The following is a 20,748-nucleotide window of genomic DNA, read 5'->3' as shown; positions in this document are numbered from 1 at the left end:
GGATTTTTCTATACTAAAATGATTGATGAACTGTCTAATTGCTTATATTTGTGTGTTTCATCTTGGTTAGTTATCAGTTCTGTTACTTCATCTAAACGATAATAAACACAAAAATCAGTCTTACCAATCTTCGAACTATCAGCTAATAAAAAACGTTCTTGACTATTATTTAGCGCCAATGTTTGGGTCTGACCTTCTTCTAATGTACTAGTCATAATTTCCTGACCAACTAAAGCATTGCAGCTGAAAAAGGCTTTATTAAATTTTAAATCAGTAATAATTTTATTGGTTAAATCGCCAAAAAAAGACTGAGTATTGTTTCGCATTTCTCCGCCAACTAAATAGATTTTCTGATGCTCTTTTTTTTGATTTAATATTTCAAATACCGGTAAACAATTGGTTACGATTCTAACATCAGCTACATCGATTAATTGTGCCAATAATTCAATCGTTGTTCCAGGTCCTAAAAATATTGTATCCCCTGTTTGAATGTACTCAATCGCTTTTTTAACGATTGCTCGTTTTTCGTCAATGTGAATAATCCGTTTTTCTTTATGGGACAGTTCTTCATTGAAAGTATTCACTTTCGCACCACCATGGACTCTTTTAAGCAATCCTTGCTTTTCCAAACTGGCTAAATCTCTGCGGACTGTCATATCAGAAACATCTAGTTTATCCATGATATCATTGACTTTCACCGTTCCAGTTTTTCTCAACAATTGCATAATTTCTTTATATCGTTCATCTTTTATCACTGATTTCACCTCCTAAAAATAATACTGACCAAATCTTCTAACTTTAAAAAGCCTATTCACGCAATTTCGCAAGGATAGCTTTTGCTTGTTCTAAATTTTTTACTTTTGTTTGCTTTAATAACTGAACTACTCGATCAATTTCATGATCTTTTGCTCCCGCATTGATGGCCAAAGTCCGACTGTGTAAAGCCATATGGCCTTTTTGAATCCCATCAGTTACTAGAGCTTTAACTGCAGCTAAATTTTGGGCTAAACCAACGGCCACAATATTTTCTGACAAGTTCTGAGCACTGTCCACAGCTAGCAATTTCAAGCTTAAAACAGCTTTAGGCAATACTTTGGTCGCTCCTCCGACAATGCCAACATTCATTGGCACAATCAATCGACCTTTGAGGGTGTCATCTTCAATCCACCAATCAGTCAATCCTTGATAACTTCCATTTCGACTAGCATAAGCATGACAAGCTGCAGCTACAGCCCGAGTGTCATTTCCAGTCGCTAAAACAACAGCATCAATTCCGTTCATTATTCCTTTGTTATGGGTTGCAGCCCGATAAGGATCTAACTTCGCAAAACGACCTGCTGCAACAATTTTTTTTGCAGTTACTTCTGAAACTACCTCAAAAGGAATTTGACAGGTTGCTTCAACTAGCGCTTCTGTTCCATAGTTACTTAAAATGCTAAACAAAAGTTCTTCTTGAGGAAAAGCCTGTTGAATCTCGTTAGCTACAGCCTCCAATACCGTATTAACCATGTTAGCACCCATTGCATCTTTTACATCTACCGTTAAATCAATTGAAAAAAATTTTTCTTTAAATCTACGTGATTTTAAATCAGTTAAGCCGCCACCTCGAGTGACAATTGAAGGATAAGCTTGATTAGCTAGATCAAAAATCTTTAATCGATTTTCAGTAAGCCATTTTTCAACAATTGTAAAATCACTTAATTGATTAAAGACAATTTGTCCAATCATTTTACGACTCAATACTTTTGTCTTGAAACCGCCTGCTTGACTGACTAACTTAGCAGCATTACTAGCAGCAGCAATTACTGATGGTTCTTCAGTCGCCATCGGAACAAGTTTTTTTTCACCATTCACAACAAAATTTTGAGCCACGCCTAATGGTAGTTCAACTTCGCTAATTTGGTTCTCAATTAAATTATCGGCTATCTTTTCTGATAAGGTCATTTTTTTTAGTTCAGCAACATCGTTAGCTTGAATTTTTTTATCAGTTAATAACTGGTTAATTCTTTCGTCAGTTGATAGGCGATAAAACTTATCTTCTTTTACAAGGGATTTTTTTTTTAACATTATTGCTAAACCTAAACCACCACCAATACACAAGCTAGCAATTCCTCGTTCTTTATTTTCGTCTTTAAGTGCTGATAATAAAGTTGTCACGATCCGCGCACCACTAGCGCCAATCGGGTGACCTAAAGCAATTCCACCACCATAAATATTCACTTTATTTTTAGGAAGCGCCAACTCTCTTTCGACAGCCACTGAAGAAGCCGCAAAAGCTTCATTAATTTCAAATAAATCAACTTGCTTTGTTGTCATTTGACGTTGTTGTAATAATTTGTTTATCGCATCAATCGGTGCAACTCCCATAATACTTGGATCAATGCCCACTTCAGCATAATCTTCAATTTCTGCTAAAAAGGGCAATTGATTCGCAATCGCATAACTTTTTGCTGCCAATACTAAAGCAGATGCACCATCATTCAAAGTCGACGCATTCGCTGCAGTAACCGTCCCCTCTTCTTTAAAAGCCGGTTTTAAACTGCTCATTTTTTCTAGTGTAGCATTCTCTCTAATACCTTCGTCTTTTTCAATAACGGTTCCATCCGCTAAATGAACAGGTACAATTTCTTCAGAAAATTTACCAGAAATATTTGCTGTATGGGCTTTTTTCTGAGAGTCATAGGCAAATTTATCTTGCATCTGACGTGTAACACCAAACCGTTCAGAAACCTTTTCAGCAGTCAATCCCATATGTTCACCACTAAAAGCATCCGTTAAACCATCGTAAATCATACTTGAAATAGGTTCTTGATATGATTCAGTCTCAAAGTCGAATTTTGTTAGCTTTGGTGCTTGTGACATATTTTCTGTACCACCTGCAACAACTAGCTGAGCTCTCCCCAATTGTATTTGCTGCATCGCTAAAATAATTGACTTCAGACCCGAACCGCAAACTTCATTAATCGTCATTGCTGGAACTTGGTTACCTAATCCAGCTTTTATACTTGCTTGTCGAGCAACATTCTGCCCACTGCCAGCTTGTAAGACATTGCCTAAAATTACTTGATCCACTTGATTTTTAACATTGCTGCGTTTGACTGCTTCTGAAATTGTAATAGCTGCTAAATCAACAGCCGAAACAGTTGCTAAAGTTCCTTTATATTTTCCAATTGGTGTCCGTACAGCACTTAAAATCACTACTTCTTCCAAGGTTGCACCTCCAAAAAAATTGTCTTTTTACCAGAAACAGTATAACACATAGAGCTTTAATTATTCTTAAGAATGATTGATGGTGAAAACTACCTTTTCTATGTTATATTGGCTAATGGATATAGATTACATAGTATTATTTTTCAAGGAGGAAATCATGAAAATTGGAATTGATAAAATAGCTTTTCATGTACCGAATTACTATTTAGATATGACTGACTTAGCTCTGGCTAGAGGTGTTGATCCGAATAAATTTCATATTGGCCTGGGGCAAGATCAAATGGCAATGCTTCCTTTTACTCAAGATATTATTACATTAGGTGCTTGTGCTGCTGAGAAAATTCTTACTGATGAAGATAAAAACAAAATTGATATGGTTATTGTTGGAACTGAATCAAGTAATGATTTCTCTAAATCGGCAGCAGTAATCATTCATCATTTACTCAATATTCAACCTTATGCACGATCATTTGAGATTAAACAAGCTTGCTACAGTGGTACAGTAGCCTTACAACAGGCAAGAGATTATATAGCTGCACATCCAGATCGCAAAGTGCTGGTGATTGCTGCAGATATTGCAAAATACGGCTTAAACTCTGGTGGTGAACCGACACAAGGTTGTGGTGCAGTAGCTATGTTAGTTAGTAGCCAACCTAAAATATTAGCATTAAACAATGATAGCGTCTTTTATTCTGAAGATGTTTACGACTTTTGGCGACCATCTGGACATGACTATCCATTAGTAGATGGACACTTATCTAATGAGATTTATATTGACTCCTTTTTAAAAGTTTGGGAAGAAAATAAAAAAGTCAATAAAAAGAATAGCCAAGATTACGCCGCTTTAACCTTTCATTTACCATATACGAAGATGGGACGTAAAGCTTTAAGGGGGCTTTATCCGACTATTTCTGAAGAAGAAGCCAGACGTTTGGAGCAAAAATATGATGAGGCGATTACCTACAGTCGACGAGTAGGGAATTTATATACCGGATCCTTATATTTGGGACTTATCTCTCTACTAGAAAATAGTTCATTAACAGCTGGTGATCAAGTAGGACTTTTTAGCTATGGCTCGGGATCAGTGAGTGAATTCTTTTCTGCAGAAGTAATGCCTGGTTTTGAAAATCACTTAGTCAAGAAAGAACATTCTGCCTTATTAGACAAACGTACACAACTATCTATACCAGAGTATGAAGAGATGTTCAGCAAAAAAATTCCAACTGATGGAAAACAATATCTTTTTGATGATAAGTCACACTTTGCAATTCGTGGAATTGATCATGATATTAGAATTTACAATAACTAAAAAGAGGAGTAATCGTAGTTAACGATTACTCCTCTTTACTAATTTTAGACACAAAAATAGTCTAACGAGTTAAATGGCTGATTACTTTCGATTCCTTCTTTACGAAATCATTTTCTACAAACTTAAACCATCTTTCTGCTGTCTCTTGTTTAAGTTTAGCCATTTGGTGAGAGGTCGTTGGTTCTTTATTGTCCACTTGCCTCTTTCCTCGTTAGACTTTGACTCTTGAGTAAGGAGTTCTCAAAATATCCCTACGTCCTTTCTGCCCCTCGGCATCTGTCAAAATCTTAGACGTTACACTGTACAATTGCCAACTTCGCAATTCTTAGGGATGCTACCCCTTACACTTATTTTATACCATATTTACGAAGTTTTTGCAAGCGTTATCATAAAAGTTGACGGATCTTTTTTTCAAACAATGTTATACTTATCAACATAAAGGAGGATAAGCAATTATGCGCATTATATATATATCAATATCTGGTAACACACGCTCATTTGTAAAAAGATTAATGGCTTATAGCCGCGAACAAAACAAAATTTCACAGGACAATCTCTTAATTGAAGAAATAAAAGAAATCTCAGATAACACTCCTTATGAAAGTGAAAATACAGAATTTTTCGCCTTTATACCAACTTACCTTGAGGGAGGTAACGGTCTCGATAATGGTGATCAAGAAATTCTGACAGAAAACTTAAGAGACTACTTAGAATATAGTGATAATTATCGCTATTGCTTAGGAATAGTCGGTAGCGGCAATAAAAACTTTAACTATCAATATTGTTTAACTGCTAAACAGTACAGTGAAGCATTTAATTTTCCATTTATAGCTGATTTCGAATTACGCGGTACAAATGATGATTTAGCCAGAATCTACACTATACTAAATAACAAAAGCAAAAATTAGATTTCCCCTCATAATATTATTGACATTTTCTCATAAAAAAGGCATCCTTAATAGTTAATAGAGGAGTGATTTTTTTGAGAAAAATAGCTATTATCGGTGTGGGAAATGTTGGCAGTACTACTGCACATACTTTAATTGAAAGAAATTTAGTAGATGAGTTGGTTTTATTCGATCAACATAAAAAAATTGTTTTTGCGGAAATAAATGATTTAATTGACGGGCAAATCGGTCGATCCAGTCAAACAAAACTAATAGAACCTTCGCTAACAGAATTAACTGATTGCGATATTATTATTTTTTCAGCTGGCGATATTAGTTTATTACAAGGTACCTCAGATCGTTTTATCGAACTTAATTTTACAAAAAAAGTAGCAAAAGAATGGGGACAAAAAATTAAGGAATCAGGATTCAAAGGTATCTTAGTCAATATCACTAATCCTTGTGATGTGATTACTCAATATCTTCAACAAATAACTGGTTTACCTAAAAATCAAGTCTTCGGCACTGGTACTACTTTAGATACTTCAAGAATGCGTCATGCGGTTAGTCAAAAATTAAATGTACATCCTTCCTCAATCGAAGGGTATGTTCTCGGCGAACATGGAGAATCGCAATTTGTTGCCTGGTCAAGTGTACGAATAGCTGGTATTCCAATTGAAGAAAATTTTTCCCAAACAGAATTAGATGAATTAGAAGTAGCAGCCCGTAAAGGCGGTTGGATTACTTTCAGTGGAAAAGGCTACACATCGTTTGGTATTGCGAACGCTGCTTCAACTATTGTAGAAGCTATCTTAAATGATAGCCAATTGATTGCACCAGTTAGCAACTATAATGACACTAATCAAGCTTACGTTGGCCATCCAGCACAAATTTCAAGTAGTGGTATTGTAAAAGACTTTGATCTTTCTTTAAATACATTAGAAAAACAGAAATGGCAAAAAACAATTGAAACAATTCATTTTATGTACAACTCAATTTAAAAAAATCGTCAAGTCTATAGTGTAATGGCTACAAACTTGACGATTTTTTTATATACACTTTAGAAAATAAAAAAACCACCTATAAATAGATGGTCAGTTGCGTGGCGACGTCCTACTCTCACAAGGGGCAACCCCTCACTACGATCGGCGCTAAAAAGCTTAACTTCTGTGTTCGACATGGGAACAGGTGTATCCTTCTTGCTATCGCCACCACACTATTTGGTTGAGTAAACTTCGCTCACTCAAAACTGGATCAAAAAACATTCCATCTTTTTTTAACTTCCGAGTCCATTTTTTCTTGGTTAAGTCCTCGATCGATTAGTATCAGTCCGCTCCGTACATCACTGCACTTCCACTTCTGACCTATCTACCTGATCTTCTCTCAGGGATCTTACTTTCTTTAAGAAATGGGAAATCTCATCTTGAGGTGGGCTTCACACTTAGATGCTTTCAGCGTTTATCCCTTCCCTACATAGCTACCCAGCGATGCCTTTGGCAAGACAACTGGTACACCAGCGGTAAGTCCATCCCGGTCCTCTCGTACTAAGGACAGATCCTCTCAAATTTCCAACGCCCGCGACGGATAGGGACCGAACTGTCTCACGACGTTCTGAACCCAGCTCGCGTGCCGCTTTAATGGGCGAACAGCCCAACCCTTGGGACCGACTACAGCCCCAGGATGCGACGAGCCGACATCGAGGTGCCAAACCTCCCCGTCGATGTGGACTCTTGGGGGAGATAAGCCTGTTATCCCCAGGGTAGCTTTTATCCGTTGAGCGATGGCCCTTCCATGCGGAACCACCGGATCACTAAGCCCGACTTTCGTCCCTGCTCGACTTGTAGGTCTCGCAGTCAAGCTCCCTTGTGCCTTTACACTCTGCGAATGATTTCCAACCATTCTGAGGGAACCTTTGGGCGCCTCCGTTACTCTTTAGGAGGCGACCGCCCCAGTCAAACTGCCCATCTGACACTGTCTCCCATCACGATTAGTGATGCGGGTTAGAGTGGCCATAACACAAGGGTAGTATCCCACCATTGCCTCCGTCGAAACTAGCGTCCCGACTTCTACGGCTCCTACCTATCCTGTACATGTGGTACAGACACTCAATATCAAACTGCAGTAAAGCTCCATGGGGTCTTTCCGTCCTGTCGCGGGTAACCTGCATCTTCACAGGTACTAAAATTTCACCGAGTCTCTCGTTGAGACAGTGCCCAAATCGTTACGCCTTTCGTGCGGGTCGGAACTTACCCGACAAGGAATTTCGCTACCTTAGGACCGTTATAGTTACGGCCGCCGTTTACTGGGGCTTCAATTCGTACCTTCGCTTACGCTAAGCACTCCTCTTAACCTTCCAGCACCGGGCAGGCGTCAGCCCCTATACTTCATCTTTCGATTTTGCAGAGACCTGTGTTTTTGATAAACAGTCGCTTGGGCCTATTCACTGCGGCTGATCGTTAGATCAGCACCCCTTCTCCCGAAGTTACGGGGTCATTTTGCCGAGTTCCTTAACGAGAGTTCGCTCGCTCACCTTAGGATACTCTCCTCGACTACCTGTGTCGGTTTACGGTACGGGTCATTGTTTTCTCACTAGAAGCTTTTCTTGGCAGTGTGACATCAGAAACTTCGGTACTTGTATTTCCCTCCCCATCACAACTTGTCCTTAGAAAGATAAGCATTTGACTCATCTTAAGACTCATTGCTTAGACAGACATTTCCAATCGTCTGATTTCTTAGCCTACTGCGTCCCTCCATTGCTCAAACAAAAACAACGAGTACAGGAATATCAACCTGTTATCCATCGCCTACGCCTTTCGGCCTCGGCTTAGGTCCCGACTAACCCTGGGCGGACGAGCCTTCCCCAGGAAACCTTAGTCATACGGTGGACAGGATTCTCACCTGTCTTTCGCTACTCATACCGGCATTCTCACTTCTAAGCGCTCCAGCAGTCCTCACGGTCTACCTTCAACGCCCTTAGAACGCTCTCCTACCATTACACCCTAAGGTGTAATCCACAGCTTCGGTAATATGTTTAGCCCCGGTACATTTTCGGCGCAGGGTCACTCGACTAGTGAGCTATTACGCACTCTTTAAATGGTGGCTGCTTCTAAGCCAACATCCTAGTTGTCTGTGCAACCCCACATCCTTTTCCACTTAACATATATTTTGGGACCTTAGCTGGTGGTCTGGGCTGTTTCCCTTTCGACTATGGATCTTATCACTCACAGTCTGACTCCCAGAGATAAATGTATGGCATTCGGAGTTTATCTGAATTCGGTAACCCGAGATGGGCCCCTAGTCCAAACAGTGCTCTACCTCCATCATTCTTACTCTGAGGCTAGCCCTAAAGCTATTTCGGAGAGAACCAGCTATCTCCAAGTTCGTTTGGAATTTCTCCGCTACCCACACCTCATCCCCGCACTTTTCAACGTACGTGGGTTCGGTCCTCCAGTGCGTTTTACCGCACCTTCAACCTGGACATGGGTAGATCACATGGTTTCGGGTCTACGACCACATACTCATTCGCCCTATTCAGACTCGCTTTCGCTACGGCTCCGTCTCTTCGACTTAACCTCGCATGGGATCGTAACTCGCCGGTTCATTCTACAAAAGGCACGCCATCACCCATTAACGGGCTTTGACTTGTTGTAGGCACACGGTTTCAGGATCTATTTCACTCCCCTTCCGGGGTGCTTTTCACCTTTCCCTCACGGTACTGGTTCACTATCGGTCACTAGGGAGTATTTAGCCTTGGGAGATGGTCCTCCCGGATTCCGACGGAATTCCTCGTGTTCCGCCGTACTCAGGATCCTCCTAGGTGTGATTCAAATTTCATCTACGGGGCTTTTACCCTGTCTCGCAGACCTTTCCAGGTCCTTCGATTATTTCAATCAACTACCATATCGGAGTCCTACAACCCCAAGAGGCAAGCCTCTTGGTTTGGGCTTTTCCCGTTTCGCTCGCCGCTACTCAGGGAATCGATTTTTCTTTCTCTTCCTGCAGGTACTTAGATGTTTCAGTTCTCTGCGTCTACCTCCATTCAGCTATGTATTCACTGAACAGTAACATCCTGTTAAAGATGCTGGGTTTCCCCATTCGGAAATCTCCGGATCAAAGCTTACTTACAGCTCCCCGAAGCATATCGGTGTTAGTCCCGTCCTTCATCGGCTCCTAGTGCCAAGGCATCCACCGTGCGCCCTTATTCACTTAACCTTATCAACCTTACGGTTGGGTCTTTATCTTCCCTCTAGCGATAGAGTTCCAATAAATAAAAATAAGCAATTGAACTATTAAAAAACTCATTCAACGCGGTGTTCTCGGTTTGTTTTAAAAATTTTTGGTTTGTTTTTTGTATCCAGTTTTCAATGAACGATTTGAGAGTAGACCTCTCAAAACTGAACGAATAAAGATAAACTTGTGTAGTCTCCGTAATTTTCCTTAGAAAGGAGGTGATCCAGCCGCACCTTCCGATACGGCTACCTTGTTACGACTTCACCCCAATCATCTATCCCACCTTAGGCGGCTGGCTCCATAAAGGTTACCTCACCGACTTCGGGTGTTACAAACTCTCGTGGTGTGACGGGCGGTGTGTACAAGGCCCGGGAACGTATTCACCGCGGCGTGCTGATCCGCGATTACTAGCGATTCCGGCTTCATGTAGGCGAGTTGCAGCCTACAATCCGAACTGAGAGAAGCTTTAAGAGATTAGCTTAGCCTTGCGACTTCGCGACTCGTTGTACTTCCCATTGTAGCACGTGTGTAGCCCAGGTCATAAGGGGCATGATGATTTGACGTCATCCCCACCTTCCTCCGGTTTGTCACCGGCAGTCTCGCTAGAGTGCCCAACTAAATGATGGCAACTAACAATAAGGGTTGCGCTCGTTGCGGGACTTAACCCAACATCTCACGACACGAGCTGACGACAACCATGCACCACCTGTCACTTTGCCCCCGAAGGGGAAGCTCTATCTCTAGAGTGGTCAAAGGATGTCAAGACCTGGTAAGGTTCTTCGCGTTGCTTCGAATTAAACCACATGCTCCACCGCTTGTGCGGGCCCCCGTCAATTCCTTTGAGTTTCAACCTTGCGGTCGTACTCCCCAGGCGGAGTGCTTAATGCGTTAGCTGCAGCACTGAAGGGCGGAAACCCTCCAACACTTAGCACTCATCGTTTACGGCGTGGACTACCAGGGTATCTAATCCTGTTTGCTCCCCACGCTTTCGAGCCTCAGCGTCAGTTACAGACCAGAGAGCCGCCTTCGCCACTGGTGTTCCTCCATATATCTACGCATTTCACCGCTACACATGGAATTCCACTCTCCTCTTCTGCACTCAAGTCTCCCAGTTTCCAATGACCCTCCCCGGTTGAGCCGGGGGCTTTCACATCAGACTTAAGAGACCGCCTGCGCTCGCTTTACGCCCAATAAATCCGGACAACGCTTGCCACCTACGTATTACCGCGGCTGCTGGCACGTAGTTAGCCGTGGCTTTCTGGTCAGATACCGTCAAGGGATAAACTTTCCACTCTTATCCTTGTTCTTCTCTGACAACAGAGTTTTACGATCCGAAAACCTTCTTCACTCACGCGGCGTTGCTCGGTCAGACTTTCGTCCATTGCCGAAGATTCCCTACTGCTGCCTCCCGTAGGAGTTTGGGCCGTGTCTCAGTCCCAATGTGGCCGATCACCCTCTCAGGTCGGCTATGCATCGTTGCCTTGGTGAGCCGTTACCTCACCAACTAGCTAATGCACCGCGGGTCCATCCTCCAGTGACGCAATTGCGCCTTTCAAAAGAAAACCAGGCGGTTTTCTTTGTTATGCGGTATTAGCACCTGTTTCCAAGTGTTATCCCCCGCTGGAGGGTAGGTTACCCACGTGTTACTCACCCGTTCGCCACTCCTTTTCTTTCGGTGGAGCAAGCTCCGGTGAAAGAAAAAGCGTTCGACTTGCATGTATTAGGCACGCCGCCAGCGTTCGTCCTGAGCCAGGATCAAACTCTCATTAAAAAGTTTGCACAGTCTTGCGACTGTTAGCTCAATTGTATTAATTGACTTGTTGCTAGCATATTGCTTGCTTTGTATTGTTTGTTCCTATTAATAGGAACGCCCTACACATTTGGTTCGTCTTATTCGTTCAGTTTTCAAAGGTCTATTTCTGTTGCATCAGCAACTTTTATATCATAACAGCTGACCGAATGAATGTCAACAACTTTTTGAAATATTTTTTTCGAAACTTTTTAAATCATTTCAAATTGTTTGCCTTCGTCATTTGACAGCTTAGTTAGATTATCATTCTCTTAAGACTTCGTCAAGTATTTTTTAAAAGATAAAAACTAGCCTATTTCAGACTAGTTTTTATAAGCACCCCATAATGATCACTAATTTGTAAATCACTAATATTGTCAAAAACAATTTGATATTTTTCAACTAGAAACTCTTGTGCCAAAAAGATGTAGTCAATCCTGAGGGACTGAGCGTTTTTTTCCCAACCGTCTATTCCCCCTGGGATTGTTCCTTCACCAATCTTTTCAGTTGCTACTTCAAAACTGTCTTGTAAGTTTAACTGACTCGCTAAAACTAAATCTCGGCCTTGGTCTCTTTGATTCGCCGGATTATTAAAATCTCCCATTATAATTAGCGGCAATTTTTGATCCCATAATCGACCCTCAACTTTTCTCCATTCATATGCAAATCCACTAGACTGACTCCACCAGGAAAAATGACCAGATAAAAAACACAAAGATTCACTTTTCCCCAACAACGCTTTTCGTGTGTGATAATCTGCCGGATCATCTTCTAGCGAAATTTTTATCACTTCAGCTTGAAAAGGAGTTTTCGACAAAATTGCCACACCTTCATGATATTTGTCATAACCGATATGATTGAACGCCCAACTCCAGTAATAGTTTGTTCCTAAGTCTCGTAACCTATTCACTACACAATAAGCAAAATTGTCCTCATGAACAGATTGCTGCTCATTATTTAATTGAAAATAATGATCTACTTGAATCTCTTTAGAGGTAATTTTTTGATTGACTTCCTGTAATGCGATTATCGAAATATCTTCTTTTAATATTTTTTGTGCTAAAACTTCTACTTGTTGTTGGTCGTTATTTTCTAGCCAACTATGGGTATTAAAGGTTAAAAAATTAATTTCTCTCACCTCTTAAATTTCTAGCGTGCCAATTTCTTGTCCTTTTTCAACTTTGTCTATTGCCTCGTAACGATAATCTTTAATTTTATCACCATTAGTGAATATAACAATCATAGTTGTTAATTTGTCGGCCGACTCCAGTACGTCAAGGTCAACTTTAGCAATTAAATCCCCTGCTTGAACCATTTGTTCGCTTGTTACAAATAATTCAAAACCTTTTCCATTTAAATCCACAGTATCAATACCCATGTGAACCAATACTTCAATTCCTTCTGACGTTTCTAAACCAATGGCGTGTTTTGTTGGGAAAATCGACACTACTTTGCCTGATACCGGACTAACAACATTCCCGTCAGTCGGAATAACAGCAAAACCTTCGCCCATCATTTTTTTCGAGAAAACTTCATCTTCAACTTTATCAATAGGAATGAATTGCCCATCTGCTGGGGACGATATTTTTTCAGTTAGTCCTTTAAAATTTTTATTTTCTTCTATTGTTTCAACCTTACGATCAGTTAAATCAATTTTAGGTATTTCGATATTGGCATCTAATAAATCCTGAATATCTGATTTCAAAATATCGGCTTTCGGACCATAGACTGCTTGTACACCATTGTCTTTGACTAACAGCCCCATGGCACCAGCTTTTTTCCATTATTCTTCACTACCTACTTGATCATGATCTTTAACTGAAACTCGCAGACGTGTCATGCAAGCATCTACATCGCTAATATTTTCTTTCCCACCTAAAAGATTAATAATTTTAACAATTTGATCATCGGCAACAGCTGAACCGTTACCACTATTATTACCAGTCGTTTCATCATCATTGTCAATTTCATAATTTCCGGCACGACCAGGAGTTGCGTAATTAAATTTCTTAATCATGAAGCTAGCAAAGAAATACGTAAATATGCCGAATAGGATTGTTACCCATACAAAATTGAATAAATCAGATCCTAAACCTGCTCTGATGGCCATCGGCGTTCTTGTTAACAATTCAATATTTCCAAATGAATGAACCCGTAAATTTATAATATCCGCCATTGCGAAGGCTAAACCTTGAATGACTGCATAACAAGCATACAACGGTGCCGCTACAAACATAAACATATACTCTAAAGGTTCAGTTACACCAGTTAGGAAAACAGCCACTGCTGCTGATAAATACATTGATTTATATTTTTTCCGAATGCCAGGATCTACATTGCGATACATTGCAAAAGTTAATCCCATCAATATTCCTGAGGCGCCGATCATTTGTCCAACCTTAAAACGAGCCGGCGTCAGACCTGCTAACAAGTCATTATATTGACCCATATCACCAGCATTTCTTAAATTGACTAAGTCAGTTGCCCAAGCTAACCATAATGGATCTTGACCAAATACTTGCTGACCCGCATTAACCCCAGTCGTAATCTCGTAGACGCCACCTAATTGTGTATAATTCATCGGAATTGTCAACATATGATGCAAGCCAAATGGCAGCAACAATCGTTCTAACGTTCCATATAAGAACGGAGCCAAAATCGGTGCTGTATCTTGAGAATTTGCAATCCAGATACCAAAATTATTGATCCCCGTTTGGACAACAGGCCAAATTAATGCCAAAATCAATGAAACTAAAACTGACCGAAAAATGACAACAAAGGGAACAAAACGTTTTCCATTAAAGAAAGTTAACACTTCTGGTAATTTTCTGAAGTTGTAGTATTTATTGTAAGCAGTCGCTCCAACAAAACCAGCAATAATCCCCACGAAAACCCCCATATTTAAAGCGGGCGCTTCTAAAACACTAATAAAATAGCCGTTGACCGCAATTTCTTGACCAAATAAGGTATGAGTCACTGCTTCCGGATTTGCCAGCATTTCACTAGTTACTCCAAAGATTGCTCCGGTGATACGATTAATTAAAATAAATGATAGCCCTGCAGCAAATGCACCACCCGCTTTTTCTTTCGCCCAACTTCCGCCAATCGCTAAAGCAAATAGGACGTGTAGATTCCCAATAATTGCCCAACCAACATTTTCAATAACACCACCAACTGTTGCTAACCACCCTAAGTCTGGTGAAATCATCGGAATCGACGTACCAATACTAATCATCAACCCAGCTGCCGGCATTACAGCAATAACGACCATCAGCGCTTTCCCAAATTTTTGCCAGAAAGCAAAACTAAATACCTGTTTGATTTTCTCCATTAAAAGCTCGCTCCTTTTCACGACCAATCTACGCAATCGGTTTCGATGTATTGCATTATATACGCAAAAATATTATTTGTAAACTCTTTCAATCAAAAAAGATAAAATCGTTTATTCATTGATTTTAATATCAATTATATTGATTTGAATTCTTTTAAGTAATTCAGTTTGACTTGCGCAATCGATTGCGCTATTATCAATTTATAGAAATTTTATAGGAGGCTTATTATGCAAAAAATTCAACGACTTTTCGCAATTGATCCCTGGAAAATAAAAACAAATGAATTAAACCGTGAGAATCGCCGCTTGCAAGAATCTTTAACCAGTATTGGAAATGGTTATATGGGTATGCGAGGAAATTTTGAAGAAACTTATAGTGATGATCATCATCAAGGCACTTATTTAGCTGGTATATGGTTCCCAGACAAAACGCGAGTTGGCTGGTGGAAAAATGGCTATCCTGAATACTTTGGAAAAGTGATTAATGCTGTTGATTTTTTACAGATGAAAATCTTTGTGAATCAAATCGAAGTGGATTTAGCTAAGATCGATTTTTCTGAATTTGACTTGTCATTAGATATGAGAAATGGTCTGCTAACTAGAAGTTTTGTTGCTGAGATAGCTGGCGCAACCGTTCGTTTTAATTTCAAACGCTTCCTAAGTATTACAAAATTAGAATTGGCTGTTATTAAAGTAGATTTTGAAATTTTGGCTGGAGAAGCAGAAGTGAAAATTATCTCAAAACTAGATAATCAAGTTCATAATGAAGACAGTAATTATGACGAAATGTTTTGGCTAGAAAAAAATCGTGGCAGTGAAGAAAATATCAGTTATCTAACAGCGGAAACTATCCCTAATCCATTTGGTGTTGATCAATTTTCAATTACAGCAACAATGAAACATCATACCAATGTTTCTGGGACATTTGCTGAAGCACCGATGGAAGTTAGCGAAACTTTTAATTACCATTTGAAAGAAAATCAAACGGCTAGTTTGGAAAAACGAGTCGTGATTGTGACGAGTCGTGATATTCCAGAAGATCAGCAAGTACCAACAGCTGTTAAGTTAGTGGAAGCATACGACTTATCCTTTGAAGACTTATTAGCTGAACAAACAGCTGCATGGGAAAAACGTTGGCAATTAGCCGATGTAAAAATCGAAGGTGATGATGAAGCGCAACAAGGCATTCGATTTAATCTTTTCCAGCTATTCTCAACTTATTATGGTGAGGATGAACGTCTAAATATTGGTCCAAAAGGCTTTACCGGCGAAAAATATGGTGGTGCAACTTATTGGGATACAGAAGCTTATGCAGTACCGATGTATTTGGCTTTGGCTAAACCAGAAGTCACTAAAAACTTATTGAAATATCGCCATAATCAATTGCCGCAAGCACATCATAATGCCCGTCAACAAGGATTAAAAGGCGCATTATATCCAATGGTAACTTTTACTGGCATCGAATGCCATAACGAATGGGAAATAACTTTTGAAGAAATCCATCGAAATGGTGCAGTTGCCCATGCTATCTATAACTATGCCAATTATACTGGTGACGAAGCTTATTTGAAAAAAGAAGGTTTAGAAGTATTAACTGAAATTTCCCGTTTTTGGGCTGATCGGGTCCATTTTTCTAAACGTCAAGGAAAATATATGATTCACGGTGTCACGGGTCCAAATGAATACGAAAATAACATCAATAATAACTGGTATACTAATTATTTGGCTCGCTGGATTTTAAACTATACGCTAAAGACTTATCAAAAATATCAAACAAGTACCACTGTGACTATTTCAAATGAAGAATTGGTTCATTGGCAGGAAATTATTGATTTAATGTATTTACCTGAAGAGCAAGAATTAGGTATTTTTGTTCAACATGACACTTTCTTAGACAAAGATTTAATGCCTGTAAAGGATTTATCTCCTGAAGATTTACCATTAAACCAAAATTGGTCCTGGGATAAAATTTTACGTTCTTGTTTTATTAAGCAAGCAGATGTTTTACAAGGAATTTATTTCTTTAATGACCAATTCTCTAAAGAAGAAAAGCAACAGAACTTTGATTTTTATGAGCCAATGACAGTCCATGAAAGTTCACTTTCCGCATCAGTTCACGCTGTTTTAGCAGCCGAGTTAGGTATGGAAGAAAAATCGATGGAAATGTACCAGCGTACTGCCCGTTTAGATTTAGATAATTACAATAATGATACTGAAGATGGATTGCATATTACCTCAATGACTGGAAGCTGGTTAGCAATTGTACAAGGTTTTGCGCAAATGAAAACTTCTCAAGAACAATTAAGTTTTGCCCCATTCTTACCTAAAAACTGGCAGAGCTATGCTTTTCATATTAATTACCGAGGTCGTTTGATTGCCGTTACTGTAAACGCGAATGAAGTAATCTTCAAACTAGAATCTGGCGAACCATTATCTATTACTTTATATGATGAAACTTTTACTTTAACAGATATTTTAAAAAAACAGATTCACTAGGAGGATGAGATGTTTAAAGGAGTATTATTTGATCTAGATGGTGTGATTACTGATACAGCAGAGTATCATTATCTGGCTTGGAAGAAATTAGCAGAAAAACTCGGCTTTACAATTGATCGAGCCTTTAATGAGCAACTAAAAGGGGTAAGTCGAGAAGATTCCCTGACCTTGTTGTTAAAACATGGCAACAAGACAAATATTTCATCAGAAGAATTTATCGCATTAGCTAAGGAAAAAAATGAGAACTACCAACAAATGATTCAACAAATCTCACCTAAGGATGTTTATCCAGGTATTTTAGCTTTGTTGCAGCAATTACAGGAGCATCAGATAAGAATTTCTCTAGCTTCTGCTAGTAAAAATGGGCCTTTTTTACTGAAGCAATTAGCCCTAACTGAATATTTCGATGGGATTGCCGACCCTAGTAAAGTCGCTCATGGTAAACCAGCACCCGATATTTTTGAATTGGCAGCAGAAATAATTGATCTAAAACCAGCAGAATGTATTGGAATTGAAGATGCTAAGGCTGGCATTAGTGCTATTATCGCTAGTGGTGCGCAACCAATCGGTGTTGGTTCGAAAAAAATATTAGGTGATGTACCGACTGTTGCATCTACCGACGAATTGAGTTTTAATTATCTAAAAGAACAATGGAAATAAATTAAAAGGAGAGATGAATGTGAAACCTACAGTAAAAGACGTCGCTAAAAAAGCCAATGTCTCTCCTTCAACTGTCTCACGTGTAATCAATGATCATCCTAGTATTTCAAATGATACGAAAGAAAAAGTTCGAAAAATCATGCAGGAGATGAATTATTTCCCTAATGCAGCCGCTAGAAATCTTGGCAAACAAAAAGCTAATGCAATTGCGGTCATTTTACCGCCACTAGATTCTAAGGAACGGATTGGCAATCCTTTTTATCTAGAATTAATTAATACCGTCAACGAAGCGGCCCACGAATATCAAGTAACAACAGCAATCGCTTCTGCAAAAACTATGGAGGCTTTGTTAGCTAGCGTGATGCGGATGTATCGCCAACAACAAGTCGATGGTTTTATTTTAAGTTATTCTGAGAATCGTGATCCTGTCGCAGAATATTTAATTGCTAACAAAATTCCCTTCACTCTAATCGGTCGACCGGCACAACAAGAATCTGCGGTTACTTATATCGATAACGACAATCAATTATTAGGCAAGCAAGCCACAGAATTTTTGATCCAAAAAGGACATCAGAAAATTTTATTTGCTTCTAACGTTGACCAAGAAGTACTCTTTTTTGAACGCTATTTTGGTTATCAAGAAGCTTTGATGCGGGCGGGACTTACGACTTTTCCTGCCGCAACTTTCACTAAAACTGAGGATTTCACCAATTTTCCAAACCTAATCAAAGAAACCGAAGCTACAGCTTTAGTGGTAATTGATGATGTCTTTGCCCTTAGAATTATTCAATTGGCAAATCTACACGGTCTTGTTGTCCCTGATGATTTATCGCTGATCAGTTTCAACAATTCCATCTTTGCAACTTTGGTTCATCCTTATTTAACGACTGTTGATGTGGATATTACCGATCTTGGTCATTTGGCTACCGAAAAATTAATTGATCAAATTCAGCAAAAACCAGTTCATGGAAGTCAGCTGGTTGTCCCTCACGAATTAATTCAAAGAGAAACAGTTATAGCACGAAAAAACGCCTGATTGAAAACAATCAAGTGTTTTTTTGTTTCAAATACGGAAGAACCATCGGCACTAAAGAGACAAAGACTATCATTAGCATAATCAACGAAAAATGTTGGCTGACAATTTGAATATTTCCTAGAAAATAACCTGCTAAGGTCCCAGCTAATCCCCAAACAATCGCACCAAAAATGTTGAAAAAAGAAAAAGTTGGCCAATGCATTTTACTAGAGCCAGCAATAAATGGTACAAAAGTCCGCACAAACGGCATAAAGCGACCTAGAAAAATTGTCCACTTCCCTCGTTCATTAAAAAAATTCTCCGCTTCTCGCACTTTATCTTCTTTAATAAATCGACTAATTGGTGAATGATAGAGCGCCTTGACTCCTAAACTATGCCCCAGCCAATAATTCATCGTATCACCCAAAATAGCTGCTACAATACAGATTAAAATCACATATGGTAAATGTAAAACACTTCCGCCTAAAGCAGTTAAAGCTCCTGCCGCAAATAAAAAAGAATCCCCTGGTAAAAACGGAAAAACAACGACACCTGTCTCAATAAAAATAATACCAAATAGTATTGGATAAATACCTAATCCATATGTTGCTACCAACATTTGCATATGGGCGTCAATATGCAAAATAAAATCAATCAATGCCATTTCATTTACTCCTTCGAATTTTCTAAATTAATCATACGATTTTTTCTGAAAATTTAAAGGTATTTCATTTTTCTAAAGAGAAAAATAACTTTTTAGTTTTTACCAATCAAATCCCTTCTCTGATTCTCTATCTTTTTTGTATACTGACTTTACGAGGAGTGATATTTATGAAAATTGCCATTGCGGGCGCCGGAGCTATGGGTAGCCGAATTGGTTTAATGTTACACGCTGCTGGAAATCAAGTAATTTTAATTGATACTTGGCCTGCTCATATTGCAGCGATCAGAGAAAAAGGCTTACTTGCAAACTTAAATGGTCAAGAAGTTGTAGCCCATTTGCCTATTTATAGCCCGACCGAATTACCTGCTGATTTACAAGTAGATTTAATCGTCGCTTTAACCAAATCGATGCAATTAGATCAAATGTTTCAAATGATTCAGTCACTAATTCATCCAACAACTTATGTTTTGTCCTTACTAAATGGCTTAGGTCATGAAGATACATTAGAAAAATACGTCCCTAAAGAAAACATTATCTTTGGAACGACCACCTGGACAGCTGGTCTAAAAGGTCCTGGTTATGCTGAACTAACTGGTACAGGTGCAATTGAGATGGAAAACATCGAACCTTCAGGTAAAGAATTTACTTTAAAGGTAGTTGAAGTTTTTAAAAAAGCCAAATTAAATCCAATGTATAGTGACAATGTACGCTACTCTATTTGGAAAAAAGCTTGCATCAACGGTACTTTAAATGGTTTATGCACGATTTTAGATTGCAACGTCGGTGAACTTGGAAACTTAACTGTCACCAAAGATTTAATTACGGCAATTGTTTCAGAATTTGCCGCGGTTAGTCAGCAAGAAGGTATTCACCTTGATCAAGCGTCGGTCATTACAGCCATTGAAGCTACCTACGATCCCGAAACACAAGGCAGACATTATCCATCAATGTATCAGGATTTAATCAAAAGCCAGCGCAAAACTGAGATCGACTATATCAACGGTGCTGTTTGGCGTAAAGGACAGCGTCTGGAAATTCCTACTCCTTATTGTGCCTTCCTAACAGAATTAATTCATGGCAAAGAACAATTGTTAAATGCTAAATAAAAAATGCCACTGTTTATTGCAAACAGTGGTATTTATTTTATCGAAAAATTT

At 39.2% G+C, this 20,748-nt stretch carries 11 protein-coding genes, 3 rRNA genes and 1 pseudogene; 7 read left to right on the top strand and 8 right to left on the bottom strand.

Annotated elements, in window-relative coordinates; genetic code table 11:
* Nucleotides 1-8: 8 nt before the first annotated feature.
* Together ID741_RS08565 and ID741_RS08560 are read right to left on the bottom strand one after the other, a co-directional pair.
* Nucleotides 9-755, bottom strand: coding sequence for a DeoR/GlpR family DNA-binding transcription regulator (locus tag ID741_RS08565; RefSeq protein ID WP_218324836.1), 747 nt, complete (start codon nt 753-755; stop codon nt 9-11).
* A 52-nt stretch (nt 756-807) separates the two neighbouring features.
* Nucleotides 808-3,210 carry a hydroxymethylglutaryl-CoA reductase, degradative gene (locus ID741_RS08560; RefSeq protein WP_438719725.1) on the bottom strand — a complete coding sequence of 801 codons (2,403 nt, stop codon included), beginning with the start codon at nt 3,208-3,210 and terminating at the stop codon, nt 808-810.
* Between the two features lie 157 nt (nt 3,211-3,367).
* Here ID741_RS08560 and ID741_RS08555 point away from each other — a divergent pair, with 157 nt between their 5' ends.
* The 3 genes from ID741_RS08555 to ID741_RS08545 all read left to right on the top strand — a co-directional run bounded on the left by ID741_RS08555 (nt 3,368) and on the right by ID741_RS08545 (nt 6,407).
* A complete protein-coding gene (locus ID741_RS08555; protein WP_438719724.1) occupies nt 3,368-4,519 on the top strand; it encodes a hydroxymethylglutaryl-CoA synthase in 1,152 nt (383 codons plus the stop codon).
* Nucleotides 4,520-4,974: 455 nt separating this feature from the next.
* Nucleotides 4,975-5,427: a class Ib ribonucleoside-diphosphate reductase assembly flavoprotein NrdI gene (gene nrdI / locus ID741_RS08550; RefSeq protein ID WP_438719723.1), complete on the top strand. Its 453-nt coding sequence runs from the start codon at nt 4,975-4,977 to the stop codon at nt 5,425-5,427.
* Between the two features lie 74 nt (nt 5,428-5,501).
* Complete coding sequence (locus ID741_RS08545) at nt 5,502-6,407, top strand: lactate/malate family dehydrogenase (protein WP_438719722.1); 906 nt, start codon at nt 5,502-5,504, stop codon at nt 6,405-6,407.
* Nucleotides 6,408-6,506: 99 nt separating this feature from the next.
* Here ID741_RS08545 and rrf read toward each other — a convergent pair.
* The 5 genes and pseudogenes from rrf to ID741_RS08520 all read right to left on the bottom strand — a co-directional run bounded on the left by rrf (nt 6,507) and on the right by ID741_RS08520 (nt 14,747).
* A 5S ribosomal RNA gene (gene rrf, locus ID741_RS08540) occupies nt 6,507-6,622 on the bottom strand.
* Between the two features lie 83 nt (nt 6,623-6,705).
* Nucleotides 6,706-9,618, bottom strand: a 23S ribosomal RNA gene (locus ID741_RS08535).
* A 229-nt stretch (nt 9,619-9,847) separates the two neighbouring features.
* Nucleotides 9,848-11,407, bottom strand: a 16S ribosomal RNA gene (locus tag ID741_RS08530).
* The 16S, 23S and 5S rRNA genes sit together here, the layout of an rRNA operon.
* Before the next feature lie 331 nt (nt 11,408-11,738).
* Nucleotides 11,739-12,563 carry an endonuclease/exonuclease/phosphatase family protein gene (locus tag ID741_RS08525; RefSeq protein WP_438719721.1) on the bottom strand — a complete coding sequence of 275 codons (825 nt, stop codon included), beginning with the start codon at nt 12,561-12,563 and terminating at the stop codon, nt 11,739-11,741.
* A 3-nt stretch (nt 12,564-12,566) separates the two neighbouring features.
* Nucleotides 12,567-14,747, bottom strand: a pseudogene (locus tag ID741_RS08520) (PTS transporter subunit IIBC).
* Nucleotides 14,748-14,984: 237 nt separating this feature from the next.
* Between ID741_RS08520 and ID741_RS08515 the strand changes: the two are divergent.
* From ID741_RS08515 to ID741_RS08505, 3 genes are read left to right on the top strand one after another with little or no spacing between them, the layout of a single operon-like run.
* Nucleotides 14,985-17,252 (top strand): glycoside hydrolase family 65 protein, encoded by a 2,268-nt coding sequence (locus ID741_RS08515; protein WP_438719720.1) that lies wholly within the window; start codon nt 14,985-14,987, stop codon nt 17,250-17,252.
* A gap of 9 nt (nt 17,253-17,261) precedes the next feature.
* Nucleotides 17,262-17,912 carry a beta-phosphoglucomutase gene (pgmB, locus tag ID741_RS08510; protein ID WP_438719719.1) on the top strand — a complete coding sequence of 217 codons (651 nt, stop codon included), beginning with the start codon at nt 17,262-17,264 and terminating at the stop codon, nt 17,910-17,912.
* Between the two features lie 19 nt (nt 17,913-17,931).
* Complete coding sequence (locus tag ID741_RS08505; RefSeq protein WP_438719718.1) at nt 17,932-18,948, top strand: LacI family DNA-binding transcriptional regulator; 1,017 nt, start codon at nt 17,932-17,934, stop codon at nt 18,946-18,948.
* Between the two features lie 10 nt (nt 18,949-18,958).
* Here the strand turns inward: ID741_RS08505 and ID741_RS08500 are convergent, their stop codons facing one another.
* Nucleotides 18,959-19,591 carry a VTT domain-containing protein gene (locus tag ID741_RS08500; RefSeq protein WP_438719717.1) on the bottom strand — a complete coding sequence of 211 codons (633 nt, stop codon included), beginning with the start codon at nt 19,589-19,591 and terminating at the stop codon, nt 18,959-18,961.
* 167 nt (nt 19,592-19,758) lie between these two features.
* Between ID741_RS08500 and ID741_RS08495 the strand changes: the two genes are divergently transcribed.
* Nucleotides 19,759-20,697 (top strand): 2-dehydropantoate 2-reductase, encoded by a 939-nt coding sequence (locus ID741_RS08495; RefSeq protein ID WP_438719716.1) that lies wholly within the window; start codon nt 19,759-19,761, stop codon nt 20,695-20,697.
* The last annotated feature ends 51 nt before the right edge of the window (nt 20,698-20,748 follow it).

The sequence above is a fragment of the Enterococcus sp. AZ103 genome (assembly GCF_051714685.1).
In the GTDB taxonomy this organism is placed as follows: domain Bacteria; phylum Bacillota; class Bacilli; order Lactobacillales; family Enterococcaceae; genus Enterococcus_A; species Enterococcus_A alishanensis.
The sequence above is the reverse complement of the archived record's forward strand: the minus strand, read 5'-3'. Positions and strand labels throughout refer to the sequence as shown.

Bases quoted from the DNA above. Each gene is read 5' to 3' on its own strand.
- nrdI (WP_438719723.1), top strand. From the start codon at position 4,975: ATGCGCATTATATATATATCAATATCTGGTAACACACGCTCATTTGTA.
- ID741_RS08495 (WP_438719716.1), top strand. From the start codon at position 19,759: ATGAAAATTGCCATTGCGGGCGCCGGAGCTATGGGTAGCCGAATTGGT.
- ID741_RS08555 (WP_438719724.1), top strand. From the start codon at position 3,368: ATGAAAATTGGAATTGATAAAATAGCTTTTCATGTACCGAATTACTAT.
- ID741_RS08500 (WP_438719717.1), bottom strand. From the start codon at position 19,591: ATGGCATTGATTGATTTTATTTTGCATATTGACGCCCATATGCAAATG.
- ID741_RS08515 (WP_438719720.1), top strand. From the start codon at position 14,985: ATGCAAAAAATTCAACGACTTTTCGCAATTGATCCCTGGAAAATAAAA.
- pgmB (WP_438719719.1), top strand. From the start codon at position 17,262: ATGTTTAAAGGAGTATTATTTGATCTAGATGGTGTGATTACTGATACA.